The sequence below is a fragment of the Bradyrhizobium sp. USDA 4461 genome (genome assembly GCF_054055655.1).
In genome coordinates this window covers 5,174,354-5,186,377 of sequence record NZ_JBSRXM010000001.1, presented here as the reverse complement: position 1 = coordinate 5,186,377, position 12,024 = coordinate 5,174,354, and the positions used below count along the sequence as shown (strand labels likewise).

The 12,024-nt window shown below is 63.5% G+C and carries 13 protein-coding genes; 5 read left to right on the top strand and 8 right to left on the bottom strand.

What is annotated here, in order from left to right:
* Positions 1 to 199: 199 nt before the first annotated feature.
* The 3 genes from ACVINW_RS23950 to ACVINW_RS23940 all read right to left on the bottom strand — a co-directional run bounded on the left by ACVINW_RS23950 (position 200) and on the right by ACVINW_RS23940 (position 2,217).
* A complete protein-coding gene (locus ACVINW_RS23950; protein ID WP_456753570.1) occupies positions 200 to 622 on the bottom strand; it encodes a GFA family protein in 423 nt (140 codons plus the stop codon).
* Between the two features lie 363 nt (positions 623 to 985).
* Positions 986 to 1,555 (bottom strand): DUF6456 domain-containing protein, encoded by a 570-nt coding sequence (locus ACVINW_RS23945; RefSeq protein WP_456753569.1) that lies wholly within the window; start codon positions 1,553 to 1,555, stop codon positions 986 to 988.
* A 101-nt stretch (positions 1,556 to 1,656) separates the two neighbouring features.
* Complete coding sequence (locus tag ACVINW_RS23940; protein ID WP_456753568.1) at positions 1,657 to 2,217, bottom strand: GcrA family cell cycle regulator; 561 nt, start codon at positions 2,215 to 2,217, stop codon at positions 1,657 to 1,659.
* Positions 2,218 to 2,343: 126 nt separating this feature from the next.
* Between ACVINW_RS23940 and ACVINW_RS23935 the strand changes: the two genes are divergently transcribed.
* The 3 genes from ACVINW_RS23935 (at position 2,344) to ACVINW_RS23925 (ending at position 4,733) form a co-directional block, all read left to right on the top strand.
* Positions 2,344 to 2,979, top strand: a complete 636-nt coding sequence (locus tag ACVINW_RS23935; RefSeq protein WP_456753567.1) for a LexA family transcriptional regulator — start codon at positions 2,344 to 2,346, stop codon at positions 2,977 to 2,979.
* Between the two features lie 159 nt (positions 2,980 to 3,138).
* Positions 3,139 to 3,444: a hypothetical protein gene (locus tag ACVINW_RS23930; RefSeq protein ID WP_456753566.1), complete on the top strand. Its 306-nt coding sequence runs from the start codon at positions 3,139 to 3,141 to the stop codon at positions 3,442 to 3,444.
* A 134-nt stretch (positions 3,445 to 3,578) separates the two neighbouring features.
* A complete protein-coding gene (locus ACVINW_RS23925) occupies positions 3,579 to 4,733 on the top strand; it encodes an OpgC domain-containing protein (protein WP_456753565.1) in 1,155 nt (384 codons plus the stop codon).
* A gap of 10 nt (positions 4,734 to 4,743) precedes the next feature.
* On the opposite strand, the gene ACVINW_RS23920 is transcribed toward ACVINW_RS23925, so the two are convergent.
* Complete coding sequence (locus ACVINW_RS23920) at positions 4,744 to 6,390, bottom strand: glycoside hydrolase family 3 N-terminal domain-containing protein (protein WP_456753564.1); 1,647 nt, start codon at positions 6,388 to 6,390, stop codon at positions 4,744 to 4,746.
* Between ACVINW_RS23920 and ACVINW_RS23915 the strand changes: the two genes are divergently transcribed.
* Together ACVINW_RS23915 and ACVINW_RS23910 are read left to right on the top strand one after the other, a co-directional pair.
* Positions 6,377 to 7,081 carry a response regulator transcription factor gene (locus ACVINW_RS23915; RefSeq protein WP_456753563.1) on the top strand — a complete coding sequence of 235 codons (705 nt, stop codon included), beginning with the start codon at positions 6,377 to 6,379 and terminating at the stop codon, positions 7,079 to 7,081. The genes ACVINW_RS23920 and ACVINW_RS23915 overlap by 14 nt on opposite strands.
* Positions 7,078 to 8,670, top strand: a complete 1,593-nt coding sequence (locus ACVINW_RS23910; protein ID WP_456753562.1) for an ATP-binding protein — start codon at positions 7,078 to 7,080, stop codon at positions 8,668 to 8,670. The genes ACVINW_RS23915 and ACVINW_RS23910 overlap by 4 nt, the downstream gene beginning before the upstream one ends.
* Positions 8,671 to 8,709: 39 nt before the next feature.
* Here ACVINW_RS23910 and ACVINW_RS23905 read toward each other — a convergent pair whose 3' ends face one another.
* Genes ACVINW_RS23905 through ACVINW_RS23890 form a run of 4 tightly spaced genes read right to left on the bottom strand, consistent with a single transcriptional unit; the run spans position 8,710 to position 12,019 of the window.
* Positions 8,710 to 9,564 carry an HpcH/HpaI aldolase/citrate lyase family protein gene (locus tag ACVINW_RS23905; protein ID WP_456753561.1) on the bottom strand — a complete coding sequence of 285 codons (855 nt, stop codon included), beginning with the start codon at positions 9,562 to 9,564 and terminating at the stop codon, positions 8,710 to 8,712.
* 3 nt (positions 9,565 to 9,567) lie between these two features.
* Entirely contained in the window at positions 9,568 to 10,023 is a 456-nt protein-coding gene (locus tag ACVINW_RS23900) for a MaoC family dehydratase (RefSeq protein ID WP_456753560.1), read from the bottom strand.
* The gene (locus ACVINW_RS23895; RefSeq protein WP_456753559.1) at positions 10,024 to 10,800 is read right to left on the bottom strand and encodes an enoyl-CoA hydratase/isomerase family protein; all 777 of its coding nucleotides are present in this window, start codon (positions 10,798 to 10,800) and stop codon (positions 10,024 to 10,026) included. It abuts the gene before it with no gap.
* Between the two features lie 13 nt (positions 10,801 to 10,813).
* Positions 10,814 to 12,019: a CaiB/BaiF CoA transferase family protein gene (locus ACVINW_RS23890; protein WP_456753558.1), complete on the bottom strand. Its 1,206-nt coding sequence runs from the start codon at positions 12,017 to 12,019 to the stop codon at positions 10,814 to 10,816.
* Between the last annotated feature and the right edge of the window lie 5 nt (positions 12,020 to 12,024).

The window sequence follows — 12,024 nt, the reverse complement described above, 5'->3', positions numbered from 1 at the left end:
GGACCTTCGTCTGACATGGCTCCGGTCGGCCAAGACGGCCCCTGTAGCGTAGGGGCACCGACAAGCCGAACCAGCCCAATGTCGAGGAAATTGCCGGACAGCGGACATGTCGCGGAGTCCGGCCGATGGAATGAGGATACATGGGCGGGTGGCGACGCTCCGTCGCCCCCCGCTCTCGTCGTCGAGAACGACCGTCGCGCTATTCGGCGATCACCTCGCCCGAGCCGCCAAACTCGGCGGGAAAATCCTTCAGCTTGGGCAGACCGTCGCGGATCGGCAACACCGCCTCGGAATAATTGACGTGAACGCCGGGGCTGAATTTCAGCGTCGGAATCGTCGCCGTGAACACGTCGACGAGCCCAAGCGTCGGGTGGTTGGTCATCAGGTGACCGCCACACTTGCTGCAATATTTGCGCTGGCTCATCGCGGTCTTCTCGAATGTCGCGATATGATCGGCGCCCTTGGTGACCTCGACCGCCCCGGGCTTCCAGAGACTGAATGCATTCACCGGACCGCCGGACCAGGAGCGGCATGAACGACAGTGACAGTAGCCCATCGCCTCGGGCTCCCCCGTGACCTTGAGTTCGACGGCGCCGCAAAAGCAGTTTCCAGTGTGATTCATCGGTCGCTTCTCCTTGGGTGGTGTTGATCGGACTCCGCGCCGGCATCGACCCACGTTGCTCGTGATGTTCGCGATGCTGGATGAGATGTAGGCGGGCGTAGCCGCTGCGAACTCCCTTATGGTTGTACCGGACCATTGCCTGCCGAAGAGGCAAGCATGTTGCACCCGAATGCAGGCTGATCGTCGACGCGAGCGAAGTTACATGAGAGTCCGCGCCACTGTCGACCATCTTCCGCACAACATGACGGAGCACATCGCGATCACAGGCAAGGATTGAGTGTGAGGCAAAGCACAGTCTTGCAGTGTGATGTACCGGCTACCTTCGCGGCAACCGGCACGTGGTCGCATTGCCTTACATCAGCATTACCGGCCCTTCGCGGGAACCTTGTTCGCCGTGGCAAGCCCGTACATCAACGCCAGCCGATCCAGGCATTCCTTGAGACGCCGCGCGAAATAGTCGTGCCAGCGCTGCGTGCGCAGCCCGCGCCGCTGCCCGACCTGCTCCATGGTCATGCCGAGGATCAGGACGTCGTGCACCAACGCCGATCCGTCGGCGCCAAGTTCATGCTCGGCGCGGTTCAAACGCAAGGCCGCCTGGCGCTGTCCCTCCGTGATCGGCTCACGTTGCCGGCCGCCATCAACGTACTCACGCGTGGTATCCACGGCACGCGGGCCGCGCTCGGCCTTCTCCCAGTCGTTCTGGAAAGCCCGACCGCTCCGATACTGCGCGTCGTCGATCTGTCGGTGCGCATGCAACCGGCCGAGCGGATCGTTGCGTATCGAGCGAAACGCAACGACTTTATCACCCAGCTCGAGCGCAAGCGGATCGTCGACCTCGACGGTCGCCACCTCGGCATTGAAGGGCAGATCCGTCGAGCGTCGATCATGCGTTCTGGCGGGATCGTACGGTTTGTGGCGTTTTGCGCGCGGCATTGGTGACCTCCTGATATCTGATGATGAACGCGCAGCGTGTTCCGCGCGGTCGCAGTTTGCGGAATGCGGACCGACGTCCTGGCGGTCGAGAAACGAATTGCTCAGATGGCTCCGACGGCTCGAAGCCAGGCATCGTTCAGGACAGGCTTCGCCGAAGCGTCGGGATCGCGGCTGAGGTCAAGATGCGGGGTGCAGTAGCTCGAGCCCGAGTGGCTTGGATGACCGCAGAAGGTCATGACCTCGCCGTCGGCATCCCCGCCATAGGGATAGCGGCAATCGCCCGGTTTGAGATCGAGCAGTGAAAGATGCCGAGGCGTGACCGCAGCGCAACGAAGCGGAGGCAACTCCGCCGTGTCGGCGAACATCTTCGGCCAGCGAATCGGATCCGGCTTCGGTTCGGCCCGTCCTTCGCGCAGCCGCTCGATCCCCGGAAGCTCCGGCGAGGACGGCTTGGGTGGATCGAGGCGTCCGGGCAGGGACGGTTCGGGCCGATCGAGGCCCGCCAACCCCATGCGTTGCGCTCGGCTGAGGGTCGCATTGCGTGTGTAGGCGGTATTGAAGGATTCGTTGATCCTGTCAGCGATTTCCGAATAGGACAAGCCGCGGGCGCGCAGGTCCTCCAAGGCTGCCGAATGCTCGGGCAGCCAATTCATCATTTCCATTCCAGATTCCCATTTCTGTCAGTTCGCCGGCGCCTCGGACACCTTCCGATATTCCGAAGAAAAAGTCAAGCTTGAATTCTGATAATCGTAACGGTATTATGTGTCCAGGCTTGGAGAGGATGAAACATGCTGGACGCTGCACTGATCGAACGAGCACTGGAAAAGACCGGGAAGAGCAAGGGCGGGCTTGCCCGCGCAATGGGGGTTCGGGCCGGGGCGGTGTCCGAAATCCTGTCGGGAATACGCCTGATCAAGGCATCGGAGATCGCTCCGATCATGGAATATCTGGAGCTGAACTCGGTGCCGATCGTGGGCCGGGTCGGCGCCGGCGCCTCGATCCAGCCGGAGCTCGAGCAGGTCCCGCCGGAGGGGCTCGGCGAGATCGAGCTTCCATTCCCGATGACCGAGGAGACCGTCGCTTTCGAGGTTTCGGGCGATTCGATGCTGCCCAAATACGAGAACGGCGACGTGATCGTGGTATACCGCGAACAGCGCTATCCGCTGTCGAGCTTCTACGGAGAGGAAGCTGCGGTCCGGCTGAAGAGCGGCGAGCGCTATCTGAAGACGATCGAACGCGGCAGCTCGTCCGGCACCGTCAACCTCAAGAGCTTCAACGCCAAGCCGATCAACGGCGTAAAGCTCGAATGGATCGGCGAAATCTGCGTCACCCTGCCCCGTGGCCAAATCGAGCGGCTGCGCGGCAAGACGGCGGCCAAGGGCCGCAAATCGGCCTCCAAGGGTGGCCGATCGTCCGAGAAATAGGCGCCGTTTTGGGACCGGGCTGATCGATTCGGGCGCCTCGCCGCCGAATCGGTCAGCGCCCCGCCACCTGAATTCCGATTATCGGCATTTTTCCTTGACAATATTCCGATTATCGGAAATAATGGTCGGTGCAAGTGAACGCATCGAACTTCCAGGCAAATGCAGTATTTTGTCGTGATGATCGACTATGGCCGCCGTGGCCGCGAAGCGATCGTCGATCCCGAACTGACGCGGCGAGAGATCGTTTCCCGGGTCGCGTCGCGGGAATACACAAACATTAGCTTCATCCACGAGATTGCCGAGCGCTCGGTCGAGGACGTCACGGACGACATCCTTGCGGAGGCCGCCCTGCCGAGCATCCCCCCGACCGGCGCGGACCTGCAAGCCAATGCGTTGGATCACGCGCGCGACCGGCGCAAGCACGAGCCGTGTGAGACCGCTCAGTTGGTGATTGCGAAAACGTGATCTTTCTTGAACCGACCACTTGGCCGGAACCCGAAACGGATTAGATAGGGTTCACGCAGAGTCTACTCGGACCGGGCACGGGTTCCCTTTAGATTGCCGCTTCGTTTTCTCGCGCCAGCAGATTTCAGCTTCAGATGACCTCGACATTAAATCCCGAGATCGCGCGAGCCGATGGCGATCTCAGGATCGCGCTGCTGCTTGGCATTGCGAACTGGTTTCTGTTCCTCGACCATGTTCCGCACAACGTCGTCAGCACACTGACCATGCGCAATTTCGGCTTCAGCGGTGCGACCGACCTGTTTGTCTTCGTCGGCGGCTACGCCGTGACGCTCTTCTATGCCAGGATGGCGCACGAGCGCGGCTTCCTGGTGGCCGCAACCCGCATCTTCAAGCGCGTATGGCAGCTCTATGCGGCCTATGTCGTGCTGTTCGTGATCTATGTCGAGTTGATCAGTTACGTCGCCGCACGAACCGCAGCGCCCGAGATCATCAGCGAATTCAACATCACCGGCTTTATCGATCACCCGATCCGGACTCTGATCTACGGCTTGTTCCTGCAGGCCAAGCCGCTCAATCTCGACGTGCTGCAACTGACCATTGCCCTGATGGCCTTTCAGCCGGTCGTCGTGTTCGGGCTGCTGTACGTCCCCAACGCGACGCTTCTCGGATCCGTTGCCCTCTACGCAACCGCCCGTGTCCTCGACTGGAACCTGACATCATCGACGTATGGAGCCTGGTATCTCAATCCGTTCTGCTGGCAATTGTTGTTCGTGATGGGCGGCTGGCTCGCGCTCATCGGTACGCGCCACGCGCCGACGATCCGCGCGATGCAGGCCATTCCGGCGCTGCGCGCCACGGCGTTGCTGTATCTGCTGTTTGCGCTGACGATCGTCTCCAGCAGCGAGATCCCGGCGCTCGCGCAGATGATGCCGAGCGGGCTGAGCGACGTGCTCCTGCAGAACGATCGGGAGGAAGTCGCGCCGCACCGCATCCTGCATTTCCTGGCCCTGACCTTCCTGTTCACCTGGATGGTGCCGCGCGACTGTGAATACCTGCGATCCTATGCCCTGCAGCCGGTGATCAAATGCGGCGAGGAATGGTTGGCCGTGTTCTGCGCAGGCGTGTTCCTCTCCTTTGCTGCACACCTGATCCTGATCACCGGCCCCTACTCGCTGACGAGGCAGGTCGCGGTCAGCATCGCCGGTATCGCAGCGATGACCGCCGTCGCCTACTATGTCTCCTGGTCGAAGCAGCAGGACAACAAATCGGCCGTCGGCGCGCATTCCTGACATCCGTCTCCTAGTCGATCAGCATCGCGCGCCTGAGCCGCGTCTCGCTGTCGCGCAACATCGCGGCATCGAGGCCGCCGCGTGCAGCGGCATCGGTGGCGCAGGCGAACAGCCGGTAAAATTGCAGCCCATCATAGGCGACCAGCAGCAGATCGACGCCGGCGTTCAACGCCTCCACGACCGCGGTGCAGACATCGTGCTGATAGATCGCGCCCATCACCAGATCATCCGTCATGACGATCCCCTGATAGTTCCAGGTCTTTCGGATCAGCCCATCGACGACGGCCTTCGAATGCGACGCAGGCCGTCCGGGATCGAGCGCAGTCACCGCCACGTGCCCGACCATCAGGCGCGCGCCGGTCGTTGCCAACACGTCACGGAACGGACGCCAGTCGGTCGTCTCGAGCTCGCCGAGCGGCGTATCGAGATCGGCCGTGAAATGATGCGTGTCCGCGCGCACCCGGCCTAATCCGGGAAAGTGCTTCACGGTGGCGTTCACACCCGCGGACTCGAGGCCATCAATGTACGCCCTTGCGATCGCGCTCACCTTGGCCGGATCGTCGGAGATCGCCCGCTGATCGATCAGCGTATTGAAATCGAACCGGTTGTGCTTGGCCTCCGGACGCAGGTCGAGCACCGGCGCAAAGTTCAGGTTGATGCCGAGCGACGCCAGGTCGCGGCCATGGATGCGGCCGAACTCCTCGGCTTTTGCTTTTTGTTGATCCGGCGGCAGGTCGGCGAGCGAGGCCAGCGCGGGCAGCCTCGTCAATGGCGGCGCGAGGTGCGAAACGATGCCACCCTCCTGATCGGTCGCGACCGTCAACGGCGGCAGTCCCGCCGCACGCCGCTTGGCCTGCAGGGTAGCGATCTCCGCCTTCAAGGCGTTAGCCGTCCTGCCCACAATGTTGCGCCGCGTTACATAGATCCCCGCAACGAACCCGTTCTCGGCCAGCGGCGCGACTTCGTCAAACGATCGGTAACCAACGATGAAGTGCCGCCCAAGCGACCGCGCGAGCACCGGTTCGGTCTGGAGAACGCACAGCTTGCGCAGCTCGAACACACCGTACGCGGCCAGCATCGCGAGCGGTGGCAGGCACCATAGCATCACCAGAAGCCGGCCCATCCACGCCCGCCAGCGCCAAGCGCCGCAGCGAACCAGCAGGAGCACGACGGCACCGCTGATGGCCACGAGGAGGAGATTGCCTGCCCCACGCAGCGGGACCAGATACGGGTCGTTGGTGTTGACGCCCGCGAAGACGAGAACGAGGCCTGCGATCCAGAGCAGGGTAATGCCGACGCATTTGCTGATTTGCATGGGGACCACGATGGACTGAAGAGCTCGATCGGGTTCGTCCGTATCAGACGAGATTCGCCGACGCGAGCCGGCAACCCCCACCCTGCACGCAATCTGCATAAAAATCCTGAACTCCTGCTGATCGCGCTCTCGCCCGCTGCACACACACAGCTCACCTTCGCCAGGCTGCGGGCCGGATATCATCTGCTCGCGACCAATGAACCCGCGCGGACCTTCACCCGACCACCATGACGCCGATCCGTTCTTGTCTCTCGCGGCAGTTGCCTTGTAGAACAATTGCATCAAGCGAGGGTAAGGCGTGGCCAGAACGCCGCATTCGGAGATCCCATTGACCCACCGCATTCTCGTTGTCGACGATGACCCACATATCCGCGAGGTGATCCGTGTCGCCCTCAGGAAAGCCGGCATGAGCGTAACCGAAGCGCGCGACGGCAAGGACGCGTTGGCCCGGTTTGCCGGCGAGCGGCCGGACCTGATCGTGCTTGACATCGGTATGCCGGAGTTCGACGGCCTCGACGTCTGCCGCGAGATCCGCAAATCGTCCGACGTGCCGATCCTGTTCCTCTCCGCCCGCGACGAGGAGATCGACCGTGTACTCGGCCTCGAGATCGGCGGCGACGACTATGTGACCAAGCCGTTCAGCCCGCGCGAGCTGGTCGCGCGGATCAACGTGATCCTGCGGCGGCTGACGCCGCGCGCGGGGAGCGTGACGTCGGAGGCGACCGTGCTCTCCCGGGGACGGCTTTCGATCGATCCCGAGCAGCACGTCGCGACGTTCGCCGGCACCGCGCTTCATCTCACCGCGATCGAATTCGGGATCCTGCGCGCCTTCCTGACGCGGCCAGTGGCGGTGTTCAACCGCGACCAGATCATGAGCGCTGCATACCAGCTCAATATCCAGGTCTCCGACCGCACGATCGACAGCCATATCCGCAACATCAGGGCGAAACTCGCCGCCGCGAAGTGCGACAATGTCATCGAAACCGTGCACGGCGTCGGCTTCAGGCTCGGGCGCTGCGAGCCGCAGGCATGACATCCTTCCGCGCCGACCGGAAATGGCGACCGTCGCTCAGCTTCGTGATCTTCACCGTGCTCGCGCTGGTCGCCGTGCTGCCGCTGATGGGGCTGTTCTTCTTTCGCCTCTACGACAACCAGCTGATTCACCAAACCCAGGCCGAGCTGATTGCCCAGAGCCGCGTGCTGGCTGCGATCTATGCGCGGGACGTGCAGGCCCGGCTCGACAAGGGCATACCGCTCGGCGCTGCGGTGCCGCCGGAAGCACTGCCGGATCCCGGCGACCAGGTCACCCCGATCCGGCCGGCGCTCGACCTCGCCGGCAACGATCTGCTGCGGCGACGGCCCGATGCGCAGCCGGCGGCAAAACCCGCGGATCCGGCCTACGTCGAGATCGGTGCCCGGTTGATGCCCATCATCCTCGAGACCCAGAAGGTGACGCTGGCGGGTTTCCGGATCCTCGATCCGCAAGGCGTGGTGATCGCCGGCCGCCAGGAGGTCGGACAGTCGCTTGCCCACATCGAGGAGGTGACCGCCGCGCTGGGCGGCCAGTACAGCGCCGCTTTGCGCATCCGCATGCCCGACAAGCCTCCGCCGCCGATCTATTCGATCAGCCGCGGCGTCGGCGTTCACGTCTTCTCCGCGATGCCGGTGATCGTCAACGACCACGTTGCCGGCGTGATCTACACCTCGCGGACGCCGAGCAACATCTTCGAGCATCTCTATCAGGAGCGCGGCAAGTTTCTGCTCGCCACGCTGGCCGTGCTGCTGGCCACGGTTGCGATCGGGCTGATGTTCTCACGCACTGTGACGCGTCCGATGCGCGAGCTCGTCGATCGCGCCGTGCGGATCGGCCGCGGCGACCGCAACGCCTTCCAGCCGTTACAGCACTATGGCACCCGTGAGCTCGCTCAGCTCTCCGACAGCTTTCTCGACATGGCCCAGCAGCTGTCGCGCCGCTCCGACTACATCGCCACCTTCTCGACTCACCTGACGCACGAATTGAAATCGCCGCTGACGTCGATCCGGGGCGCAGCCGAACTGCTGCAGGATTCGCTGCAAGGCAAGTCGGATACGCTGACACGATCCGAGCAACAAAGCTTCATCTCGAACATCCTTGGCGACGTCGAGCGGCTCGATGCGATGAGCCAGCGGCTGCGCGAGCTGGCGCGTGCGGAGAGCGTACCGCAGAACGAGCAGGCCCTGCTCTCCACCGTCATCGAAACCTTGAGGCGCCGCTTTCCCGGCCGCACCATCGCGGCCAGCGGTTGCCTCGAGCGCTCGATCGGGATGTCCGGCGAGAAGGCCCTGATCGTGCTGGCGCATCTGGCCGACAACGCATTCCGCCACCATGCGACAGCCGTCCAGATCGAAGCCAGCGGCGACGCTTCCCGTATCCGGATGACGGTGCGCAATGACGGCACCCCGATCTCCGACGCCAACCGCGACAAGATCTTCGAGGCGTTCTTCACCACTCGTCGCGACAGCGGCGGCACCGGCATGGGGCTCGCGATCGCGCAAGCCGTGATGGAGACCCATGGCGGCTCGATCCGTCTCTTGCCCTTAAGCCACGGCGTCGCCTTCGAGCTGGAGTTTCCCGCGGTCTGACCGGCTCGCCGTCGCCTTGCGAGGGTGCCTGACCGCGGACTATGTCCGCCGCGACGCCAGGATCTTCTGGGCGGCGCGCAGATGCGGCTTGTCCAGCATCTTGCCGTCCATCTTGGCGACCCCGGTTGGATTGTCGGCGAATGCGGCAATCACCCGCTCCGACCAGGCGATCTCCTCGTCGGTCGGCATGAAGGCCGCGTTGACGACATCGACATGCTTGGGATGGATCACGGCCTTGGCGAGGAAGCCGTCCTGCCGCGCTGCGATCGCCTCCGCCTTCAGCGCGTCGAGATCATTGATGTCGGTGGCGATGGTGTCGATCGCGACCACGCCGGCAGCGGCCGCGCCGATCAAACAGAGATCGCGAGCCAGGATGAAGGGTGAGTGATAGCGGCCGCCGGTGCGGTTGCGGGTTGCGCCGAGCGACGCCGCAAGATCTTCCGCGCCCCACATCATGCCCCACAGTCGCGGGCTCATGTTCTCGAAGTCGAGGATCTTCAGGACCGCGCGCGCCGTCTCGGTTGCGACCGTGACGATCCGCGTGGTGCCCTGCGCGATCCCGGAGGCGGCCTCGAACGCGTCGAGATAGAGCGCCAGCTTGTTGACGTCGGCGGCACCTGCGCATTTCGGCAGCACGATTCCGTCAGGCTTCCCTGGCATCACGGCGGCCAGATCCCCCAGTGTCAGATCCGTGTCAAACGCATTGACGCGGACATACATCGTCTGGCCCGGATTGCGCGCATCGAGCATCTCGCGCGTGATCGCGCGCGCGGCCACCTTCTGGTCCGGCGCGATGGAGTCCTCGAGGTCGAGGATCAGCGCGTCGGCCGCGGTCTTCTTGGCGCTCTCATATTTCCGGGTGCTGTCGCCGGGAACGAACAGGAACGATCGCATCGTCTATGCCTTTGGCTTGCAGTGCATCAGCCCGGTACGGCGGCAGCTCGCCACCACCTCGCCGCGCTGATTGGTCATGGTGTGCTCGAACTCGACGATGCCCTGGGTGGGCCGCGACTTGCTGGCGCGCTTGCCGATGATCTTCGTGTGCGCCTTCAAAGTATCGCCGTGGAACACCGGCCTTGGAAACTTGACGTCGGTCATGCCGAGATTGCCGACCGTGGTTCCCAACGTCGTGTCGTAGACGCTCATGCCGATCATGATGCCGAGCGTATAGAGGCTGTTGAACAGCCGCTGGCCGAACTCGGTCTTCTCGGCGAAATGCGCATCGAGGTGCAGCGGCTGCGGGTTCATGGTCAGCAAACTGAACATGGTGTTGTCCATTTCCGTCACGGTCCGGCTGAACGCGTGATGGAATTCCTGCCCGATCTCGAACTCCTCGAAATACAATCCAGCCATTTACCGTCCCTTGTAGTTGGGCGTCCGCTTCTCGACGAACGCATTCAGCCCTTCCTGGCAGTCCTCCGTCGAGGCGACCACCACGAAGCTTTCCGCCGTGTTCTCGACCGAACGACGGAAATCGGCATCGACCGCGCGCATGAAGGCGTCGCGGCCGATCTTCATCACGATTGGTGACTTGGCTGCGAGCTTGCGCGCGATCTCGCGGGCGCGCGCGAGCGCGGTGCCTTTCGGAACAACTTCGCTGAGCAAGCCCATGCGAAAAGCGGTTGCCGCATCGAAGGGCTCGCCGAGGAACAACGGGCCGAACGCCTGGTGCTTGCCGACCAGCCGCGGCAGCTGCACGAAATGGATCGCGGGGATCAGGCCGACGTCGATCTCGGGATAGCCGAAGGTCGAGCTGTCGCCCGCGATGATCATGTCGCAAGAGATTGCGATCGTCATGCCGCCGGCCCGCACCGCACCGTCGATCGCGGCAAGCGTCGGCTTGCCGATGCGGTACTGCGTATCGTTCAGCGCGAAATAGAGCCGCTCCAGGAATTTTTTGGTCTCGATCGCGGGCTTGCCCCTGACGATGTCGAGGTCGAGGCCGGCGCAAAACACCTTGTGGGCGCTGCTGATGATGACAGCGCGCACGGCATCATCATCGCGCGCCTTCGCCAAAGCCGCCAGCAATACGTCGATCAGAGGGATACTGAGCGCATTGACCGGCGCGCGATCCAGCACGATCTCCGCGATCTGGCCGGTGACCGAGTAACGGACGAGTTCCTTGCTCATGATCTGCCTCCCGTCAGCTCCTGGCTTGCCGCACAGCGCCGGACAGCAGCAGGACATCGATCTCGGCCGGGCCAAATCCGGCCTCGATCAGCACGGCTCGGCTATCCTGCCCGATGTCTGGCGCCGGACAAAGATGATCCTCGGACAGGCTCGCGATCCCCGGCGTGCGCGGCGAGTACACCGCGCCGATGCCCGGCGTATCCTGGCGCACCGACGCCCTGGTCGCCTCGACATGGGCGTTGCGCAGCCATTCGCCAGGATTAAGAATCCGCTCCGCGATGATATCGGCGGCGTGCAGCCGGGTCAGCCACGTCTCCGTCGCCTCGGTCAGGAACACCTCGCGTAATAGCGGGATCAGCGTGTCGGCGGCATCGGCACGCCGGGCGAAATCGGCGAAGCGCGGATCACTGGCGAGATCCTCGCGGCCGACCGCACCGCACAGCCGCTTGTACTGCGGCTCGTTCACCAGCGTCACCATCATCCAGCCGTCCTTCGTCTGGTAGGTGCCGGCCGGCACATTGAGCGCCCTCGGCGCACCGCCTTCAAGAATAAACTCCGCGACCTTGTGGCCGAGCAGCGCGGACGTCGACTGGCAGAGATTGACATCGATCCAGCGGCCGGTGCCGACCGTCGCTCGCGCGAACAGCGTCGTGGCGATGGCCTGGAATGCATAGACGCCGGTGACGACGTCGGAGATCGTGGTGCCGACCCGATGCGGCACCCCGTCGGTACCGACATTGATCGAGACCAGCCCCGAAAACGCCTGCGCCACCGAATCCGAGCCGGGCCGCTTTGAATAAGGTCCGCTCTGCCCGAAGCCGCTGACCGAGAGATAGACAAGGCCCGGATTGTCGCGAGACAGGCGCTCATAGCCGAGCCCCAGCCGCTCCGCGACCCCAGGCCGAAATCCTTCGATCAGCACGTCCGCCTCGCGCGCCAGCTTCTGCGCGATCGCAATGCCGTCCTTGTGCTTCATGTCGAGACACAGGCTGCGTTTGCCGCGATTGTAGACCGCCGATAGCGTGGTGTGATTACCGTAGGTCGTGCCGAGATAACGCGACCAGTCGCCCTCCGGCGGCTCGACCTTGATGACGTCGGCGCCATACACCCCGAGCAGCATCGCACAATAGGGCGAGGCGATGCCCTGCCCGAAATCGAGCACCTTCAGCCCGCGATAGGGCGCCTCATGCGTCGGCGCCTGCTTGCGTTCGCTCGCCATTTGTC

What these genes read in the sequence shown, in the direction of transcription:
- ACVINW_RS23950 (WP_456753570.1), bottom strand. Translation starts at nt 622, where the DNA reads ATGAATCACACTGGAAACTGCTTTTGCGGCGCCGTCGAACTCAAGGTC.
- ACVINW_RS23945 (WP_456753569.1), bottom strand. Translation starts at nt 1,555, where the DNA reads ATGCCGCGCGCAAAACGCCACAAACCGTACGATCCCGCCAGAACGCAT.
- ACVINW_RS23940 (WP_456753568.1), bottom strand. Translation starts at nt 2,217, where the DNA reads ATGGAAATGATGAATTGGCTGCCCGAGCATTCGGCAGCCTTGGAGGAC.
- ACVINW_RS23935 (WP_456753567.1), top strand. Translation starts at nt 2,344, where the DNA reads ATGCTGGACGCTGCACTGATCGAACGAGCACTGGAAAAGACCGGGAAG.
- ACVINW_RS23930 (WP_456753566.1), top strand. Translation starts at nt 3,139, where the DNA reads ATGCAGTATTTTGTCGTGATGATCGACTATGGCCGCCGTGGCCGCGAA.
- ACVINW_RS23925 (WP_456753565.1), top strand. Translation starts at nt 3,579, where the DNA reads ATGACCTCGACATTAAATCCCGAGATCGCGCGAGCCGATGGCGATCTC.
- ACVINW_RS23920 (WP_456753564.1), bottom strand. Translation starts at nt 6,390, where the DNA reads ATGCGGTGGGTCAATGGGATCTCCGAATGCGGCGTTCTGGCCACGCCT.
- ACVINW_RS23910 (WP_456753562.1), top strand. Translation starts at nt 7,078, where the DNA reads ATGACATCCTTCCGCGCCGACCGGAAATGGCGACCGTCGCTCAGCTTC.
- ACVINW_RS23905 (WP_456753561.1), bottom strand. Translation starts at nt 9,564, where the DNA reads ATGCGATCGTTCCTGTTCGTTCCCGGCGACAGCACCCGGAAATATGAG.
- ACVINW_RS23900 (WP_456753560.1), bottom strand. Translation starts at nt 10,023, where the DNA reads ATGGCTGGATTGTATTTCGAGGAGTTCGAGATCGGGCAGGAATTCCAT.
- ACVINW_RS23895 (WP_456753559.1), bottom strand. Translation starts at nt 10,800, where the DNA reads ATGAGCAAGGAACTCGTCCGTTACTCGGTCACCGGCCAGATCGCGGAG.
- ACVINW_RS23890 (WP_456753558.1), bottom strand. Translation starts at nt 12,019, where the DNA reads ATGGCGAGCGAACGCAAGCAGGCGCCGACGCATGAGGCGCCCTATCGC.